The sequence below is a fragment of the Pseudomonas flavescens genome (genome assembly GCF_013408425.1).
GTDB lineage: Bacteria > Pseudomonadota > Gammaproteobacteria > Pseudomonadales > Pseudomonadaceae > Aquipseudomonas > Aquipseudomonas fulva_A.
On sequence record NZ_JACBYV010000001.1, the window covers coordinates 4,383,103 to 4,402,190 of the forward strand.

Here is a 19,088-nt window from a genome sequence, read left to right on the forward strand (position 1 = left end):
CGCAGCATACGATGATCGACTGCAACACTCGCCCCGATCACAGGGACTATTTTTGCTTTCACGCACTATCGGAGCGTAGCGAGCGAAGGTCAGGCAAGGCGGCGGGGCCGGGAAAAAGCGGAGTTGGCTGTTGCCAATGAGCATTTTTCCCGGCCCCGCCAACGCAGCATCACCGAAGCGCAGTAGCGACTACCTAGATGCTCAGGCAGAGGTACTTGATTTCCAGGTAGTCCTCGATGCCGTACTTGGAACCTTCACGGCCCAGGCCCGAGGCCTTGATGCCGCCGAACGGCGCCACTTCGTTGGAGATCAGGCCGGTGTTGATGCCGACCATACCGTATTCCAGCGCCTCGGCCACACGGAACACGCGGCTCAGGTCACGGGCGTAGAAGTAGGAAGCCAGACCGAACTCGGTGTCGTTGGCCATGGCGATCACTTCGGCCTCGTCCTTGAAACGGAACAGCGGCGCCAGCGGGCCGAAGGTTTCGTCCTTGGAGACCAGCGCGTTCTTCGGTACGTCAGCCAGAATGGTCGGCTCGAAGAAGGTGCCACCCAGAGCGTGGGCCTTGCCGCCGGAGAGGATCTTGGCGCCTTTGGAAACGGCGTCCTCGATGTGCTCCTTGACCTTGGCCACGGCCTTCTCGTCGATCAGCGGGCCAGTGGTGGTGCCGTCTTCCAGACCGTTGCCGATCTTCAGCTTCTCGACCGCGACCTTGAGCTTCTCGGCGAAGGCATCGTAGACGCCGTCCTGCACGTAGATGCGGTTGGCGCACACGCAGGTCTGGCCGTTGTTGCGGTACTTGGAGATGATCGCGCCTTCGATGGCCTTGTCCAGGTCAGCATCGTCGAAGACGATGAAGGGCGCGTTGCCACCCAGCTCCAGCGACACTTTCTTGATGTCCTGGGCGCACTCGGCCATCAGTTGGCGACCGATCTCGGTGGAGCCGGTGAACGACAGTTTGCGCACGATCGGGTTGCCGGTCAGCTCGCTGCCGATGTCGCCAGCGCTGCCGGTCACCACGCTGAACACGCCAGCCGGGATACCGGCACGGGTGGCCAGCTCGGCCAGGGCCAGAGCGGAATACGGTGTCTGCGAAGCCGGCTTGAGCACCATGGTGCAACCAGCGGCCAGCGCAGGGCCGGCCTTGCGGGTGATCATCGCGGCCGGGAAGTTCCACGGCGTGATGGCCGCGGTAACGCCGATCGGCTGCTTGATGACGATCAGGCGCTTGTCGGCCTGGTGCCCCGGAATGGTGTCACCATAGACGCGCTTGGCTTCTTCGGCGAACCACTCGATGAAGGACGCCGCGTAGGCGATTTCGCCCTTGGCCTCGGCCAGTGGCTTGCCCTGCTCGATGGTCATCAGGCGCGCCAGGTCTTCCTGGTTCTCCAGCATCAGCTCATACCAGCGACGCAGCTTGGCGGAACGCTCCTTGGCAGTCAGAGCACGCCAGGCCGGCAGCGCCTTGTCGGCCGCCTCGATGGCACGGCGAGTCTCGGCCGCACCCATCTTCGGCACGGTACCGATCACGTCACCGGTGGCCGGGTTGGTCACCTTGATGGTCTGGCCGCTGTCGGCATCAGCCCAGGCACCGTTGACGAAAGCCTGCTGGCGGAACAGTTGAGCGTCTTTCAGTTGCATGGCGGTCTCCTCTATCCTGGCACCACGGCACCAGAAGATGACGAAAGAAGCTGGGAGCGAACCCAGGTATGGGTAGAGCGACAGATTAGCCACTGCCTGGCCGTTCGAACGGGGTGTAACGCCCAGAGTTCAGCGTAACCACATGCACCGTTTGAAATATCAAACAGATCCTAAGATCAGCAGGGTTAAAGGGCAATAGGCCGTTCGAGAAAATTAACAACCCAGCCGATCACCGGCATTCGCACCGTCCCTCTTTATAGCCGAAGCCCGCCTTCCCCACCCGCCAGACGAGCCCCACCAGCAGCATGGACGCACGCCAGCGACATGCGTATGATTGCGCCCCGCAACGCACCAGTAGCTCAGCTGGATAGAGTACTGCCCTCCGAAGGCAGGGGTCGTGGGTTCGAATCCCGCCTGGTGCGCCAAATAGCTGTTTACCGCTGTCTCCAGCAGTCTACAGAACACCCTGAAAAGCCCGCTCTGTGCGGGCTTTCTTGTATCTGCCTGTATACCTCTGTCTACCCCTATACCTGACCACCGTGTACACCAGCGTGTACACCTGACTCAAATTAGAACCCGTGGTGTACAAGGCATGAAGCGCAGCGATATCAAGCGCCGCCCCCTGGCGGATACGACCCTAGCTGGCCTGGAGCCAGAGGGCGCGCCCTACAGGGAACTGGATGGTGGCGGGCTGTACTTCCGGGTAAAGCCCAACGGGCAAAAGTCGTGGAACCTCCGTTATAAGAAACCGGACGGTAAATGGTCATGGCTTGGCCTTGGAAGTTACCCCGAGGTGAGCGGATCTGCAGCCAGGCAGAAGGCAGCCGAGCTACGCACAGACCTTGCTGGTGGCAAAAACCCCATCGTCAGCAAGCAGGCCAGGAAAGCTGCTGCGTTAGAGGCAGCCACCAATACCTTCGAGGCACTTGCCCGAGAGTGGATTGATATTCGCGTTGCAACCTGGGCACCGACAACAGCGAAGCGCAACGTCGGCGCGCTAGAGCTGCATGTCTTCCCCGTGTTCGGTCGCCGCCTCTATAACGAGATCCTCCCTATCGAGTGGATGGAGTTCTTCAGAAGCATGGAACAGAAAGGCATCATTGAGCAGATGAGCCGGGTACGCCGCTCATGCAAAGAGGTATACGACCTGGCCCGCGTCACCGGCCGGGCGGTTCACAATCCGCTGCTGTTCCCTGGTCGCAACAGCCGCACCAAGCCGCGTAGCAACATGGCCTTCAACATGGCACTACGACGAATGGGTTATGCCGGCCAACAGACAGGCCACGGTTTCCGCCATGCGGCCTCCACGACCCTGCGTGAACACGGTTTTGCGAAGGAGCATGTAGGAGCACAACTATCCCATTCAGAAGATGGAATCGCCGGTGTCTACAACAAGGCCATCTATCTGGAACAACGTCGCAGCATGATGCAGTGGTACGCCGATCACCTCGATGATTTGAAGCGAGGGAATGTGGTGCCGGTCAACTTCGGCAAGGTAGTTTGAGGATGCAACTTCGGCACCCGTTCAAATCCGGTATAAGTGGTGTAGGAAGTGTAATCGCAGCGCTGAGATCCCCGCATACCATGGGCTACGGTGCTTTTACACCTTTTCTAAACAGCCCATACACAACGTGTTTTTTACACCACTGGTGTAATGAAATGAGAGAACACAGCACCACGCCTTGCGCAGCTGCCGGCCCCATACCTCAGCGAAAAACTACACGACAGCAATTGATCGCAGGCTTCTACGTGGCATCGCTGGGCGCGGGGTTGAGAGATGACTGAAGCGGGAGTCGGTATTTACATTGCCGGCATCTACCTTGATCCATTGATGGAAAACTTGGATAAGTTAGAGGAGCGATTCAAGGGGCTTGACCTCTATGCTGAGCTAGCTGATCGTCTCGACGATTCTTTCGACATGATGAATGCCGCTCGTGCGTATTGGGTGAATGCCGAGGCTGAGCCTAAGAACAGGGCCAGGGCAGCCAAAGACATTCTCGCCGTGTGGCACGGTTTCGACTCAGCAGTACAGGAGATCGAGTTCTCCGATTTAAATGCCTTGGCGCACACAGTTCGCCGGTGTATCCATCCGAGCAAATCGGCTAAAGACTCCGGCTTGATGGCGGCGCTTGCTATCTGCTATGCAGTCGAAGGCCTGAGAGAGGTCTACGACTACCAAATCGAACTGAGCCAAAGTCACATCACATCCGTCCCAAAGAACTTGACGGGCGAGTTTCCGGATCTGCGCCAAGTCCAGCTTGAGCGCGCCAGAGCGAAGCTAGTGCTCAATGAAATAAACGCGCGAGTAAGCCACGCCGACTACGTGGGCGAAGCACGCCTCGCGATGTTTGCCGCTGGCATTCATCACTATGCAGAGAGCCGATACAGAGCACCTAGAGGCTATCGAATAGGCGATAAGATGCTTTCAGCAATTAACCTATCTCGATCCAGTGCAGGAGGAGCTAAGGGTGCGAAGACAAACAGAGCTCAAGCTACTGAGAATGCCAGGTTGATATGCACTGAGGAAGGGCGCTTGAAACGACTCGATCCGCATATCAGTCCCTCGGAGTTCGTTGCCAGGCTTTGTGAAACGAAGAATCTAAGCCCACCTACAATCAGAAAACACCTCCGCTCACTGGGTCTTTATCCAGACAAAAAAAGGCTGTAATCAATTAAAAATTTTGCGGCGTATTAGAGTGAACCTAAGCCTACTGTTAGCTATTACACAGAAAGTCATTCTCTGTGCATGGCGCCTATCCCGATTAAGGTTCTCATGAATCTACTGCCCTCCAGTTGAAATCAAAACTCCTCATCTGATTTATCGGGCGGACCAATTTTTAAAAATTCACGATATAGCTCTTCGTAATTCGGTAGTGATTTGTTGAGGCGAACGGCTTTTTCATCTGGTAACCCGGCAATGGCGCGGAACCTCGGATAGAAATCTTGGCATTGACCGGGCTCTAGCATCCCAAGAGATTCTTTAGCTTTTCGAGAGAGTCCTCGCGGCGACCAAACCTGTCCTCGTTCGTCGATGACTACCAGCAGAGATCTATGACTAAAGCTGTTGGTGCCTCCAAGCCCTCTGCTCGACTCTGTTCTATGGTATTTCTGAAGCGTGAGTGCGACGACTAGGTTACGCTCGGATAACTTAAGCATGGACAGTAATGAGCCACGAGCGGCAAACATGCGATACCCAGTCTTGCTCCAAGCATAGTCCCCCCGCCCACCCTCGGCTCCCCAGGCCTCTGCACGATAAGCTGCCCTCCCGTCGATAGACCAACAACGGCCTATCTGATCATCCGCGACAGTCTTCATTAGGTTTCGCGTTTCATCTGATGGAAAATGCCTGTCAAGAGCCACCGCAGCAGCATAAGGATCATGTCGGTCTAGCTGTAGCTCGGGGTGGGACGCCTTTGTAATCCATTGCTGAACCGAGTGACCGTCATCGCCCAATTGACGCGTAATCTCCTCTTCGTTGTCTGGCAGCCACCTAAAGAATGCATCAGCTGACAGTACAGCCATGACTACAGATCGCGCATCGTTGGAATTGGCCAGTACGCTTCGAAGCGTGACAGTAGTGTCTCGCCCGATCGACCAACTCCCTGCGACTGGAAGCCAGTCAGCTACCATCTTGCCGTCCCGCAAGCCGAGCAATGGTGAAAGCAGCTTGCTGTCTTCACGAATGGCGCCCTTCTCACCGCCCTCCGGCATGGGCAAATCCGCCTCCTTGGGTAGGTCGAGCGGAAATGGATCGGTGAGATCGGCAAGCCAGAAGCCATCGGTTCTCGACAGAGTGTACTCCCTAAGGAACGCCGCCCAAGCATCCCCACCCCAGTCCTCGCCGACAACTACCTGGGTTGCCAGCAACTCACCGGCAACCAGCATGAGTGCATGCCATCCCAGATACACCCCATACCGATCTCGGCCCGGAACTTCCCCAGAAGACCATGACTCGTCAATGCTCCGTGGGCAATCGTGCATAGAACGCACGGTTTCATCCCAACGCTGCACCCACGCGCTTATGCGGTCTTCTATCTCCCAACCTGGACAACCAAAAACGTGGCACAAACGCTCGACCTGATGTTTGTTAAATTCATAGTCGAGGTGAAAACCATCCTGTGTGCGCGGCGAGCCTTCTGGCCTGGATACATACCGGAGCTCGCTATAGTCGCTTCGGGGCGCCGATGGAAAGGGCGACCGGTTTGCGGAGCCAAGTTTGGCAAGCAACCGTTTGCCGTCTTCGAATGCAAGCACGGACATTAGCTCACGAAGCACGTCTATCGCGAACGCACGCATGACAACGTGCGGGAACTCAGTTGAAAAGGCGATTCGTTCGAAAAACACACGATGAGAAGAAAATATCGGAGCTGCGTCTTTTGCTACGCGAGCGAACGCGATCAGCAGCCATAGCTGCGCATGCATTACATAAAAAGGAAGCTTCGCATCGCTGAAGGGCAAGCTTGAAGTAGATTCAAAACGCTCGATAAGCCGTTCAACGATATCAACGCTCCCGGACGCTACCAAGCGCCTAACCGCATGTGCAGCACGCCAGCGCATTGCTGCGGAGGGATTGCCAAGCCTGGCCCACACAAGCCCTGCTACGCATGTGCCTTCATCGGCTGGAACCGCAAATCGTGCACCCCACGGCCCATCCCCAACTTCTGCGGGTAGCTTTTCACCTGAATTCGCCAAAAGCCGTTCGAGGCCGACCGCAATTGCACTAGCACCAGCGTCAGGCGCCAACTTCGTTGCTAGGGCGAGCCAGGCGCTACCACCAAGTTCATCCGCAGTGCTCCGAAGCGCTGCAACAACCTGCTCGACAAGGGCTGCGCGGCCGGCATGGAAATGTTGCTCCAAGCCCCGCCAGCCGACCCACGCGTCGGAGCTTGAACTTGCAAGTTCGGCAGCGTGCTTGGTGGCCAATCGCAAACCCAAACTAGGCAGAGCATCGCGCATTGCAGCTGATGAATTACGCCACTCCTTTAAATAGTCTTCCAACCCGTAGACTTTTTCAGTAAGCGTGGCGGCAGTCGCTTCCACAACCGCGCGGACGAATCCGAGGCGCTCGGAAGGAGAGCTTGCTCGCTTGGCTAAGTCGATAAGTGTGGAAACTGACGAGCGCCGCCCCGACCACTCAACCTTCTGGTTGAGTATTTGACGGTCGATCTCATCCGAGTCCGTTAGATTTATCGGGAGAGCGTGCAGTGGCTCCGTTACGGCCGGCAGATGCCTCACCTTTTCCGATATAGGTTTGGATCCAAGGCGAACGAGCAAACCATCGATTCGAGTGCGAGCATGAGAGGATGCAGGAAGGCTACGCTCAGCGAGGGCATGTAAACGCTCGATGGTCTCCCGTGCCGGCGACAATTGATCCTCACGATCAATCTCGACAAGAAGAATGCTAAAGAACCACTCCCTTTTCTCTTTTGGGAGGCGAATAATTACCTCTGACGCGAAGCTTGATATACGCCAAGTCCAGGTTTCAGTGGGAGTGGCCAAGCCGATCAAAGCAGCGGCAGCTTCAGCTGAAAGCTTCGAATCGCGAACGAGGACAGTCAACGCTGGACCAAGTGACAGTCCGAGACGAGCAGCGTCACGATCGTCTAACCGCGCTAGGGTAGCTAACGTAGCCCGGCCAGCTATCGATACCATCGCATTTGCGTATTCAGTCCAGGGAAAGTTGCTGTCCTCGTTCTGATTTAACTCAAGGATCCGCGATAGGGTGTGCACCGCTGCAGGCGAAAGTTCAGATCCCGAATAATGGCCGGTTAGCTCCAACAAATGATTCGTACGGTCAAAATCATCCGACCCAATTGCCTCAGCAAGATCGAGCGCACGGCGAAAATACGCCGCAGCTTCTTCAGTGCTTACTCGCCATGCTGCGCGAGCGAGATCACCGTAGAAAGAGATTCTGGTTCCGACGTTGGTATCAAGCTGAATTCTGCGCTCGATATGGCCTGCCAGCAGGAGTGCAGCATCATGGCATTGAGGAACTCGCGATAGCCGAGCAACCGTATTGGTAAGCTCCGGTGTGAATAATCCTGGAGCACTAGCTGCCCACTCCGCCATACGATTGGCAAGTGTGGTATTGAGCGCACCTAACGCATCAGCAAGACCAAAAATCACTCGAAATCCAGTACGCGCGAGATATGCTTTCCCATCTCGATAAGGGTAGTTCGATGTTTTTTCGACGTCATGGACAAGCCGCTCAAACGCCGTGGTTAGCAGCTCGCCCCGCGTCTTTCCGTTCGGAGGCAGGATGATGTCAGCGACATCCTGCGCATAACTCAGCATCGGCAAGATCCGACTGCCAAGCGCACGCGAGTAACTCGATCGATTTTCCTCGTCGAGTCCATCGCGGCGCTTTCGCCGGTGAGAAGTGCCGTCATACTTCGGAGCTGCCAACTTCTGGTCAAGCACGCGCCTGAAGGCCGCATCGCCCCGAGACAGAGCGCCTGCAGGCACCAATGCGATGAATTCCACTGGAGCTATGTCAATCAACGCGGCGCGCTTACGGTTCAAGACAGCTCGAACGCCGGCGGCTAGTACGACGCCGTGGATCGAGCGATCACTCGGATGTTGGCTGGAATAGTCATAAATGGATGGCGTTGTAAGCGCAGTTCCACCAAGGATTCTTGCTGCCTCTTTCTCCATTCCGAGATCAATAGCCCGCGCTGTTGCCAGCACGCAGGCCGTCTCAAAGCCTCCGTTTTTGCCGTTATCAGAAGATGTGGCAGCAAGTGCTATGACAAGTCGTCTAACGTGCAATGGGTCATGACCGACAAACGCGAGTGCGGCTGCATAGAGTGCGCGAGACCGTAGCCGACAACGTAACAGTCGCGCTAAAAAGCGCGTTTTCGGTGGATGCGCCGAACATTGGTGTCGCTCGAGGAGATCGAATAAGTCCTGAAACTTAGCGAAGGCAGAAACCTCATCACGGCGAGCGAAGAGCTCAGCAACGCGCACATCGTTACCCGCCAGCATCTCAGCGTAGGCGAAGCCAACATCGTCCCACTGTCTTGAGATGCTCGATTCGTTAACGCGCGCTCTGGATTTATTCTGGGCAGCCCAATTGTGCCAATCGATTGATCGGCGAGCATGGCGGCGAGCTTCATCTTGGTCGCCTGCAAAAGCGCTCGCAAGTGCAAGCGCGGAATGTTTACCCCCAGTCCATCCAACATTGGTCGCGTAAAGACGTCGCAGGGCTTCCGGGTCACCCGACACTGCAGTCAGATCAGGGTGCTCATAAAGAAACCGGTCGGATCTCTCATGACCCGCAGCTACGAGCGACGCCTCCAGTAGCAAGCGTAGAAGGTCATCACGCCGACTCAGCTCCGCCGCCAGTGCTATCGCGGCAGTAATGCGAGATAGGCGGATGTCACGCACACTGACTCGAGAAGCGCCTCGGGGAACACGCAGGTCATAGGCCAGACAGATGAGCTGATCAGCATCGCGTAACGAGGTGAGCAATGCGGGTAGCGCCCGGGCTGCATAACTTGAAGTGAGCTGCCGTTCTTGGAGAGCGGCGATTACGCGGTCTCGACCCGCTTGCCTCGTACCGTAGCTCGTTCGTATCAGCGTTTCGATCGGTTCATCTCGGAACATCAGACCGTGTAACGTGCGCTCAAGCAAAGGGGCTAGGTCGGCCGCAAAGCTCTCAACTTGCTCCGCGATCAATCCGTGTGCCGCAGCCAGCTCTTCGACGGGAACTGGGGGAGCCAGCAAGGCGATACCTGTGAGCAGGAGGTCAATATCCGCATCGCTAGCACCGCGAGCACGTGCAGTTTCGCGCGCCTCATCAAGGCGCCTGAGAAGCAGAGCGTCGAGCACATCTTTGGGCTCTGCTGGCGTGCGAGGGAAACACACCGGATCAAACGGTCGTCCAGTCGTAATCAAGTTGTCGAGACAGCGAGGGTTGCGACCTGACCGTGTCTGTAGAGCCGCGATCTCGTCAGCCGAGGCGTTTGGTACACGCCTCTCAACAAGGCAACGTACCTCCGCGTCAGTGAACAGTGGAATGGTGAAGGAACGATGCGAGGCAATGCCGGTTGCCAGCTCGAGCCGCTCAGTTCGGCAAGATGCGATTACGCGAACGCCATCAATCGGATCGATGCTGATGCTTCGTATGAGAAGGTGTGCAAACGACGACGTCGCGCCATCACGCGCGGCAAGCCCTGCGTGGTCGATCGCGTCGAGCACAAGCGAAACATGTGCGTCGTTGCAAGTTCGCCGAGCCGTTTCTACTGATTGGGCGAGCCGTCGGCGGAAAGCCCTCAGCAAGCCAGTGACGTCCGCCACTGGCAATAAAATATCGCACAAGCCTTGCCCGGCCATGAGATTAGCAAGGTGCACGAGTGTCCTTTCGGCAAGATGGCGACCATCGGCCGGATCCCGCCAGCGCCCTGCGCCGAAGCCATCGAAAAGCACCACAGGGCCATCGGCTCGCAGTAGATCGGCAAGACCCTGCATCAAGACCGTCTTTCCCATACCGCCAGCTGCATGTACAACTAGAGGACGGCCAGCTTCCCGGGAGAGGTTTGCAATATCTCCAAGAACGTCACGCTGAATGACTAACTCGACTTCGGGAAACGCGTCAGGTGTGGGGTACAAGCGATCCTCGTGCTCCACCTCCAGCTCAGCCAGAACCGCCACCCGATCAACTCGCTTGTCCGTTTCGCTACCGGGCCCAGCCTTTATCCTGATGAGGTTACGCAGCTTGAGCAGGCGTTTCTCCGCATCCGGATCGCTTGGTTCACTCCAAGCCGCGAGCAGCGTTGAGACTTCACGCTCCGCCTCTACCAAGCTTCCTTTGCGACCGACCAGCTCCAACCGCGGCAGCAAGTCGGAAAAGGGGTAGTGGTACCCTTTGAGAGCCTCCCGGAGCTGGACTGCCTGATGGCCCACATCGCCAATTTCTTGGTTGCCGGCAACAACGGTCGAGATGGCCTCTCCTAAATTGCCGTGAATAGGCCTATTCGTCGCAAACTCGTACCGGACAACGGAATCCACATGGTCATCACCATGCTTCGCTCTAAGCTCTGCATCAGTTGTGGCAAATTTAGCCAAAGTTGATGCCAAGTCAGCCGCTCGAATTGGCGTATCAGCGTTCGCGATCGAGTATTTGAACTGAACGACCGTAACTCGCTTCGCACTGGCGACATCAGTGGCACCGTAGTACCGCACAAGATCGGCGATTTCGACGGCACCGGTTCCCAAGCTTTGCTCGTCTTGCTCATCAAATCCTTCGAGTGTTATGGAAGTAAGCTCGGAAGACGGCGGCAAAAGCTCAAGGGCTGTTCGAGCAGCCCAAGCCTCATGAAAAGCATGCCCTGCCTTCGATGCACGAGTTTTGTCGATTGCAATCGTTACCGTATCGGTTTTTTCGTCACTCATGATTGGCCTGGCGCATCTCTTCAAATCGTCCGGATCTCATATCCCAGCCAGGGCACCACCATCGACGACGGGTCATTAATGGTCCAGGCTCCAGGTCGCATTAGCGCGAAGGATTATTGGCAAGGCCTAATCTCTCGCTCCCTCTCGTTAACTGCTAAACCAACACTCCAATGGCCGCCAGTCTCCTGAACAAGATTTAGCAGATCGTACGTTCTGGTCATGTCGAGCAACCCAGAATGCCCATACGAGTTTGGCGAAAAGGCGGGGTCGGTTCGTTTGAGATATTGGCCAAGGGCACTCAGCGTTACCTTGCCTTCGCTGGTTCCTCCGGCAAGCAGAGCGACCGCATCGACGACGAATTTCGGTCGGCGTTTTACGACGGGCTTCTCTGGCTCGACTTTCGCTGCATCGTGTTTGTTGGCTTCAGCTCTGGACATCGGCTCGCGACTGTCCGCGTGCTCTGCGCCTTGCTCTTGGACATGATCGTCACGGCGCCACTCGAAAAACTGGTCGCTGGCGTTACGCAGCGCGGCAGGCGTTTTGTTCTCACCGACGATACAAACAGTGGCGCCACGCTCTCGAAGCTTCCGGCAGAGATAGGCAAAGTCTGAGTCGCTTGTAACCAAGCAGAAGGTATCTGCACGGTGGTCAAAGAGGGCCTCCAGTGCATCGAGTGCCAGCGCGATATCCGAAGTGTTCTTGCCTGCCGCGTACTGATACTGAAGGCACGGCGTGAAAGCCAAACGCACCAAGGCTTCTTGCCACCTGTTCGCCAACGTGCCGTGGTTTCCGTATCCCCTGCGAAGTACAACGCGCCCGAATTGAGCGACGACACGAAGAGCATGCTCAAGTATTTCTGGGGATACATTGTCGCAGTCCACGAGGACAGCTACACGTGCCTCTCCTGCCGGAGTCAAAACCGCCATTCCTGCTCCTTGCTGAATTACATCAAATTGACAGGCATCCGATGATCTGCAGTTTCAGCCTGTCTCCCTCTGGATACTCAGACAATGCACATGGCCCGCAGAGCATGTCAACGTGCCACCTCTTTCCTATTGCTTCAGCCTGATTCAGTACAGGCTTTGGGCGTAATTTCCGCAGGGGAAATTGCACAAAAAAAATGTAGTGACTGCCTTTTTTTCCGCTCAGTAGCCTCGCTCCTACCTTAACTAAGATCAGGAACGCTACTGTTGACTCCCCCCTCAAGTCGCCCACCGAAGCTACTACCATTCTCCCCCACTGACCTGCTCACGCCTGATCAGGTGGCAGCAGCGCTGGGACTCTCCCACCGCCCCCTGGCAGCCTGGCGCAGCTCGCGTCGTGACCCGCTGCCCTACGTCAAGGTGGGTAGCCGTGTGCGCTATCGCCGCCAGGATGTGGCGTCTTATCTCGAAGCGCGCCGCCGCACTGAAGGCGGTGTGGCATGAGTGCCGAGTCGCTGGCGAAGGCCAAGCGCAAACCCGCTGTTATCGATCTGACCCAGCTCGATCCAGCGACGACACTGATTCGTATGCCCGAAGTAGAAAGCATCGTCGGGTTGGCCAGGCCGACCATCTACAAGCTGATGCGCCAACCGGAGAGTGGCTTTCCGCTGCCGGTAAAACTGAGCGACAGCACTGCCCGTGGCGCGCCAGTGGCCTGGGTTCTGAGCGAGGTTCAAACCTGGGTGCGTGCACGCATCGCGGCACGTGGGAGGGACGCGGCATGACACCGGTTTTTCTCCCTCACGAAGCCCTGGAAGCGCTGGACGAACTTGGCTCAGTCGCACCCAACAGAGAACGCCTGGCCAACCTGCGGAAACTCCGAGACCAAGCCCTCGACCGGGGCGCTCATGTGCTCGTGCTGATCTGGCCAACGCTGGCCTGGGGAATGCTGGCGGTAGAGACGCCAAGGGACGTGGTGATCAAGGACGCCAGGCAGTTGGTGCCCAACGTCATGGCCAACCCTGAGCTGCTGGAGCAGATGCATCAGAAAGCTCAGCTAGGCAAGCACCTCACCTGGCTAAAGCTCGAACACCCACCGACGACCCACTAACGAAAACGCCCCCGGCTGCAACCGGAGGCGTCTGAGGTAAATCACTGTGCCCAATTACTCTATGACAAGGCCCGGCGTCGTGCAATGCGCTCGTGGAAAGCGCCAGCTTGCGCTCTAGCATCCCCCAGACTAATCTGCCCATGTCGCTGCAAATTCAGTGACCGGGCTTGGCCGCTCGACTATCTCTAGGCGCACAGGCGCCCACCATCCGAAAGCAGGCGCTTTTTTTGTGCCTGCAACTTCGTGTTATGGCAGCTGTGCGTGGGACTCCTTCGGGGGTGCCGGGTGCCTAGAGTCCCGGTCGGCCAACCCGCGTACAGTTGCCACCCTAATTTGCTTGGCCGCAAACGATGGCAGCTCCCGAACTCTAGGAGCCTCACACCATGAAGCACACGCACGCCCTTTATACGTCCGTAACCTGCCCCACCGAATACCAGAACGGAGGCCAGCACCATGACTGACCTTCTCCCCCTGTCCAGCAACCCAACCACCACACCGGTGCTGCTGATCGACACCAACAACTCCTACCTCGACCTGCAGGAAAGCGCCACGCAACGCCTGAACGCCGTACGCGGCCTGCTGCACAGCCTCGCCGCCATGAAGATCACCCAGGCAGACGCCATCGACGTGCAGAACCTCAGTGAAGCCGCCTACCTGCTCACCGAAGATGCCTGCGACCTGGTCAGGGCCGCGCACAAGGCAGCGATGCGCGAGGTGCGTCGGAGCAAGGAGTAAGTCGCCAGGCGCTACGTAGCGAAGAATGCCGATCAGACGCCAAGGACGGCTCATGGGGACGTCGCCTCCGCCCGAACCAAAAACTTCTGCCTCAATAACGTCTCCCGGGTTATCGCGACCAGTTCATCGATCTGCATGTCGGGCATTTCCGGCATGTCGGAGAGGCAGAATCTGGCTGGGGAAGTGAGTGGGTCGCAGGGCAGGGTTTTCAGCAGGTGAGGACGAGCATTTCGCGGATCAGAGGTACGGGCAGGATGCTGATGGCATGGCTGGCCGAGACCAGTTTGGCCATGAAGCTCAGGGAATTGCTGGAGGGAAAGGCTTCCGACTGTGCGCTGCCGCCCTTCAGCCAGTTCTCGACCACTGAGTAGAGGGTCAAGGGGGCGGAGCGAACTGGCGGCACTGGCCGCACAAAAGGGGATGGGGCTTCGCGCCTGTGCCGTGCGCTATGGGCGTGTGAGCCTCGCGTGTGAGCGTAATGACAGCGGTACTTTGACTGATCGCCACTGGAGCTGGCACCCCTCCCTTGGCTTTACCAGGCGCAAATAATCCTCACAATCGTAAGGATTAACCTTGCCGGATGTGAACAATCACAAGAATCCGCACAGTCATGCGGATTTATTTGCCTAAGCAGCATTTACGTGCCAAATTCCTCACGATCATGAGGATTCTATATGCAGACGACTCTCAAAAACGCCACCGAGCTCGGCGCCCTTATTCGCCTCGCGCGCAAGGCCCAAAACATCCGTCAGGACGATGCCGCCGGTAGCATTGGCGTCAGCGAGAATTTCCTTGGCAAGGTCGAACGCGGCAGCGAGAGCGTGCAGTGGGGCAAGCTGTTTCAAGTACTCGAAGGTCTGGGTCTGCGACTGATTGTCGATCTGCCGGATGAAGTCGAAACACTACCCGGTGAGCACGACGCATGAGGCGCGAACTGCAGGCCTGGATCGGCGAACGTCTGGTCGGGCACCTCTACGATGAGAACGGCATCTGGCGTTTCAGTTATGCAGATGACTGGGACGCTTTCGACCTTTGTCCGAATCTACCGGCCAAGAGCCAAACCATCGTCGACGGCAGCAGCCACCGCCCAGTGCAGTGGTATTTCGACAACCTGCTGCCCGAGGAAGGCCAACGCCAATTGCTGGCCGGCGATGCCCGCCTGGACGCCAGCGACGCCTTTGCTCTGCTCGCTCATTACGGCGCCGAGTCGGCAGGCTCCTTGACCCTGCTCGCACCTGGGCAGCAGTTGCCGAAAGGCGAGTTGCGCCCCTTGGCAGACGCCGACCTGGCAAGGCGTATCGAAGCCGTGCCACGCCTGCCGCTGACCCACGAGGCGCAAAAACGCATGTCGCTGGCTGGTGCCCAGCACAAGCTGGCGGTGGTGCTCGATCAGGGCGAGCTGTACGAGCCGGTTGGCGCCTGGCCATCGACCCACATACTCAAACCCGATCACCCCGAGCGGGCCTTCGCACACTCGGTGATCAACGAATGGTTCACCATGCGCCTGGCTGCACGCGTCGGCCTTTCGGTACCCGAAGTCAGCCGCCGCTATGTGCCACAGCCGGTCTATCTGATCGAACGTTTCGACCGAAAGAAGCGCGGAGAAGAATGGCAACGCCTGCACAGCATCGATGCCTGCCAGATGCTCGCGCTGGATCGCCATTTCAAGTACCAGGCCGGTAGCATCGAACGCCTCACGGAGCTGCTGACGCTGACCACATCGCCAGCCGTGGCACGTACACGCCTGTTCGGCTGGCTGGTCTTCAACGTACTGGTCGGCAATACCGATGCTCATCTCAAGAACATCGGTTTTCTGGTCAGCGGCCGCGGTCAACAACTGGCACCGTTCTATGACCTGCTCTGCACTGCGGTCTTCGAGACCCGCGCTTTCGACCAGGATCGCTGGCCGCAGGCAACCACCCTGGCCTGGCCGATCCTCGGTGAAAGCCACTTGGCCCGCATTGACCGCAATCACCTGCTCGACGCCGCCGAAGCCCTTGGTATCAAACGCACACCTGCCAACGCGCAACTGCAACGCATGCAGGGACGTATAGTCGTCGAGGCGGATGCACTGTTGGCGGAAACGGAGCAGGAAAATGCAGCGCTTTCGGCAGGCCGCCCGGAGCTGCGCGCTACGTTTGCCGGTGAGATGCGCTGCCTACGGATGATACGGGCCCTGGTTGCGGAGCAGGCTGCCCGGCTGCGTTGAAGCAGAACGTGTGAAAAATCGCATTTCTTTTACATGTCATTGGCCTGTGCGGCATTAGCCTGCAGAGCAAACAACGCACTTCATGCATCTCGATAAAAAGATCAGGCGATCTCGTAACAATCACAACCTCGATACATCAGCAGCTTTAATTTCCTACGCTGTCATTCAATCCCACCCATAACCTCCGCCCCCACCAGAAACTTCTGCCGCAATAACGTCTCACGGGTTATCGCGACCAGCGCATCGATCTGCATGTCGGGCATTTCCGTCATGTAGGAGAGGCAGAACCTGGCTGGGGGAATGGGTGGGTCGCAAGGCAGGGTTTTCAGCAGGTTGAGGGCGAGCATTTCGCGGATCAGCGGTACGGGCAGGATGCCGATGGCGTGGCCGGCGGAGACCAGTTTGGCCATGAAGCTCAGGGAGTTGCTGGAGTGAAAGGCTTCCGACGGTGCGTTGCCGCCCTTCAGCCAGTTCTCGACCACCGAGTAGAGGGTCGAGGGGGCGGAGTGGCTGACGATGGGGTGGCCGGCCGCATGTTCCGGCAGGAAGGGGTCGGCGTCGATGGCCAGTTGCGGTGAGGCGACCCACTGGAAGGTCATCCAGCCGATGAAGATGTCGGTGACGTCTTCACGGGTGGCGGGGTTGGTGAGCAGCGCCAGGTCGAGTTCGTGGTCGTTGAGCTTGCGGTTGAGCACGGCACCGACGTCGATGGTGATTTCCAGGGTGATCTCGGGAAAGTGTGCCTTGATCTCGGCGATCACGGCGGTCAGGCCGACCATCGCCGAGCATTCGTCGGCGCCCAGGCGCAGCCTGCGGTGCTGCTTCTGCTTGGCGGCGAACTGCTCGAGTTTCACGCTGTTGTTGAGCGCCAGCTCGGCGTGGCGCAGGGCGATATGGCCATCGGCGGTGAGGGTCATGCGCTGTTTGCTGCGGTCGAACAGCTTGACGCTGAGCAGCGACTCCATCTCCCGAATGCGCGAGGAAATGGCCGGCTGGGTAAGGTGAAGGTGGCGTGATGCAGCATGTACACCGCCCAATCGGGCAGTCCAGTAGAAGGCCTCGATCTGCATCAGGGTAATACGCATGATAAAAATCTTCCCCTCTTCTGTTCGCTGATTTTTATTATCGCCAGAAAAACATGCTTGCTAGGATCGGGCTAACTTTCTTGCCCAGAACGAATAATTAAATAGCGCATGTATATTATCGAAGCACTTCCTGAAGCGATTGATCCAGAAGAACTTTCCGTTCTTTTGCGCGCCGAGCCCGCGACTATCGGGCACTTCATTACCACCGGCATATTGAGCCCACAGATACGGGCGCATTTCGAAAATCTGCGCACCGTTGGCACTGCCGTCACGGTGAAGATGCCCGGCGCCGACGGCGGGATCTTACATTACGCGATGGGTTGCGCGAGGCCTGGCGATTTTCTGGTGGTCGATCGCTGCGGCGAAAGCGTGACCGCTGCCATGGGCGGCGCCATGGCCTATGCCGCCAAGCAGGCGGGCATTGCCGGGATCGTCATCGACGGTTACGTCACCGATCTGGGCGAGATTCGTCAGCACGGCGTACCGGTCTGGTCCTGGGGCGCCAGCGCCATCACCACGCGGGTGAAGGGCGAGGAAGGCGAATTCTGTACCGCGGTGCAGTGCGGTGGCGTCGTAGTTCGGCCGGGTGATGCGGTGATAGCCGACGAGAACGGCATCGTTATCCTGCCACCCGCCCAGGCATTGGCCCTGGCCCGCCGCGCCATCGAGTTCCAGGAAAACGAGAAGCACACGCTGGCGCGCCTGGCTCGCGGCGAGAAGTTTCCCGACGTGGTGGGCTCGCGCCCGCTGATCGACGCGGCCATCGGCAAAGCACGCTGATAGCGCCGTTCCATCGATAAACCGGCATCACTGCGCGCAAGGTCAGGCGCCACGACAATTCCAATACTGACCCGCTGCACTCTTCATCAGGTTTCTGCCCCGTAGCTCCCCCAAAAGAACAACAGGACTACCATGAAACTGTACTCGCTCCCCAGGGTGATCCTGGCTGCGCTGGGCTGCTCGATTGGCGCCAGCGCGCTTGCGGACGATGCGTCGTCCATCCATTTCAATGTGGTCGGTGGCGGTAGCCACAACTACACCTTTCGCGCCGTCGAGCGACCGTTCTGGAATGAAACCCTGCCCGCCAACTCGGGCGGCAAGGTCACCGCACGCCTGATGGGCCTTTCGGAAAGCGGCCTCAAGGGCCCGGAGATGGTTCGCGTGCTGCGCTCCGGCGCTGTGGAGATCGGCATGGGCGTGTTCGCCTTCGTGGCGGGCGACGATGCCGCCTTCGAGGGCATCGACCTGCCCGGCATGGCCGCCGACATCGAGACTTCGCACAAGATCGCCAATGCCTACAAGCCGGTGCTGGAGGCACGCATGGCCGAGCGCCACGGCGTCAAGCTGCTGGCCACCGTGCCCTATACCGCGCAGGTGTTCTTCTGCCGCGATGCCGTGCATGGCCTCGACGATCTCAAGGGCCGCAAGGTCAGGGTACGTGGCCGCAACATGGCCGACATGGTCGGCGCACTCGGCGGTTCACCGGTTACGCTGCCGTTCGCCGAGGTGGTCACGGCGATGCAGACCGGCGTCATCGACTGCGCGGTAACCGGCATGGGCTCGGGCAATGCCGCCAAGTGGTACGACGTGGCGGGCCATGTCTACGATCTGCCGGTGGACTGGTCGATCGGTTTCTACGCCATGGGCCTGCAGCGCTGGCAACAGCTTTCCCCTCAGGTGCAGCAACTGCTGCAGACCCAGGCGCAGGTGCTGGAGGATGCCCTGTGGACGGAAACCGCCAGGGAGAACCGCTATGCGCTGGCCTGCAACACCGGTGCCGCCGACTGCCAGATTCACCACCCTGCCGACATGCAGGCCAATGCCCCCAGCGACGAGGAGCGCGCCAAGCTGCGCGCCGTGGTGCTGCGCATCGCCAATGACTGGGGCACGCGGTGCGGCGCCGACTGCGTGCAGCAGTGGAATGCCACGGCGGGCAAGGCGATCGGCATCAGCCTGAAAGATCCCTGAGCACGGCGAAGGCCTCGCCCGA

15 protein-coding genes and 1 tRNA gene are annotated in these 19,088 nt (G+C 58.3%); 11 read left to right on the top strand and 5 right to left on the bottom strand.

The window, feature by feature from the left end; genetic code table 11:
• Nucleotides 1–193: 193 nt before the first annotated feature.
• Nucleotides 194–1,642: an NADP-dependent succinate-semialdehyde dehydrogenase gene (gene gabD, locus FHR27_RS19650; protein ID WP_179539342.1), complete on the bottom strand. Its 1,449-nt coding sequence runs from the start codon at nt 1,640–1,642 to the stop codon at nt 194–196.
• A 348-nt stretch (nt 1,643–1,990) separates the two neighbouring features.
• Here gabD and FHR27_RS19655 point away from each other — a divergent pair.
• The 3 genes from FHR27_RS19655 to FHR27_RS19665 all read left to right on the top strand — a co-directional run bounded on the left by FHR27_RS19655 (nt 1,991) and on the right by FHR27_RS19665 (nt 4,310).
• A tRNA-Arg gene (locus tag FHR27_RS19655) sits at nt 1,991–2,067 on the top strand.
• A 167-nt stretch (nt 2,068–2,234) separates the two neighbouring features.
• On the top strand, nt 2,235–3,146 hold the full coding sequence (locus tag FHR27_RS19660) for a tyrosine-type recombinase/integrase (protein ID WP_179539343.1): 912 nt from the start codon (nt 2,235–2,237) through the stop codon (nt 3,144–3,146).
• A 273-nt stretch (nt 3,147–3,419) separates the two neighbouring features.
• A complete protein-coding gene (locus FHR27_RS19665; RefSeq protein WP_179539344.1) occupies nt 3,420–4,310 on the top strand; it encodes a hypothetical protein in 891 nt (296 codons plus the stop codon).
• A 131-nt stretch (nt 4,311–4,441) separates the two neighbouring features.
• Here the strand turns inward: FHR27_RS19665 and FHR27_RS19670 are convergent, their stop codons facing one another.
• Together FHR27_RS19670 and FHR27_RS19675 are read right to left on the bottom strand one after the other, a co-directional pair.
• On the bottom strand, nt 4,442–11,035 hold the full coding sequence (locus FHR27_RS19670) for a hypothetical protein (protein ID WP_179539345.1): 6,594 nt from the start codon (nt 11,033–11,035) through the stop codon (nt 4,442–4,444).
• A 113-nt stretch (nt 11,036–11,148) separates the two neighbouring features.
• Nucleotides 11,149–11,961, bottom strand: coding sequence for an NYN domain-containing protein (locus tag FHR27_RS19675; protein ID WP_179539346.1), 813 nt, complete (start codon nt 11,959–11,961; stop codon nt 11,149–11,151).
• Between the two features lie 264 nt (nt 11,962–12,225).
• Between FHR27_RS19675 and FHR27_RS19680 the strand changes: the two genes are divergently transcribed.
• The 4 genes from FHR27_RS19680 to FHR27_RS19695 all read left to right on the top strand — a co-directional run bounded on the left by FHR27_RS19680 (nt 12,226) and on the right by FHR27_RS19695 (nt 13,804).
• Nucleotides 12,226–12,462, top strand: coding sequence for a helix-turn-helix domain-containing protein (locus FHR27_RS19680; RefSeq protein ID WP_179539347.1), 237 nt, complete (start codon nt 12,226–12,228; stop codon nt 12,460–12,462).
• An 83-nt stretch (nt 12,463–12,545) separates the two neighbouring features.
• Complete coding sequence (locus FHR27_RS19685) at nt 12,546–12,743, top strand: helix-turn-helix transcriptional regulator (RefSeq protein WP_257027135.1); 198 nt, start codon at nt 12,546–12,548, stop codon at nt 12,741–12,743.
• Nucleotides 12,740–13,069 carry a hypothetical protein gene (locus tag FHR27_RS19690; protein WP_179539349.1) on the top strand — a complete coding sequence of 110 codons (330 nt, stop codon included), beginning with the start codon at nt 12,740–12,742 and terminating at the stop codon, nt 13,067–13,069. The genes FHR27_RS19685 and FHR27_RS19690 overlap by 4 nt, the downstream gene beginning before the upstream one ends.
• A gap of 453 nt (nt 13,070–13,522) precedes the next feature.
• Entirely contained in the window at nt 13,523–13,804 is a 282-nt protein-coding gene (locus tag FHR27_RS19695) for a hypothetical protein (protein ID WP_052493760.1), read from the top strand.
• 208 nt (nt 13,805–14,012) lie between these two features.
• Here FHR27_RS19695 and FHR27_RS26985 read toward each other — a convergent pair whose 3' ends face one another.
• Entirely contained in the window at nt 14,013–14,183 is a 171-nt protein-coding gene (locus FHR27_RS26985) for a hypothetical protein (RefSeq protein WP_257026953.1), read from the bottom strand.
• A gap of 295 nt (nt 14,184–14,478) precedes the next feature.
• Between FHR27_RS26985 and FHR27_RS19705 the strand changes: the two genes are divergently transcribed.
• The gene (locus FHR27_RS19705) at nt 14,479–14,730 is read left to right on the top strand and encodes a helix-turn-helix domain-containing protein (RefSeq protein ID WP_179539350.1); all 252 of its coding nucleotides are present in this window, start codon (nt 14,479–14,481) and stop codon (nt 14,728–14,730) included.
• A complete protein-coding gene (locus tag FHR27_RS19710; protein ID WP_179539351.1) occupies nt 14,727–16,013 on the top strand; it encodes a HipA domain-containing protein in 1,287 nt (428 codons plus the stop codon). The genes FHR27_RS19705 and FHR27_RS19710 overlap by 4 nt, the downstream gene beginning before the upstream one ends.
• A 161-nt stretch (nt 16,014–16,174) precedes the next feature.
• On the opposite strand, the gene FHR27_RS19715 is transcribed toward FHR27_RS19710, so the two are convergent.
• Nucleotides 16,175–17,098, bottom strand: coding sequence for a LysR family transcriptional regulator (locus FHR27_RS19715; protein WP_042552909.1), 924 nt, complete (start codon nt 17,096–17,098; stop codon nt 16,175–16,177).
• A gap of 108 nt (nt 17,099–17,206) precedes the next feature.
• Between FHR27_RS19715 and FHR27_RS19720 the strand changes: the two genes are divergently transcribed.
• Nucleotides 17,207–17,878, top strand: a complete 672-nt coding sequence (locus FHR27_RS19720; RefSeq protein WP_179539352.1) for an RraA family protein — start codon at nt 17,207–17,209, stop codon at nt 17,876–17,878.
• A gap of 132 nt (nt 17,879–18,010) precedes the next feature.
• Complete coding sequence (locus FHR27_RS19725) at nt 18,011–19,066, top strand: TRAP transporter substrate-binding protein (protein ID WP_179539353.1); 1,056 nt, start codon at nt 18,011–18,013, stop codon at nt 19,064–19,066.
• Nucleotides 19,067–19,088: the final 22 nt, after the last annotated feature.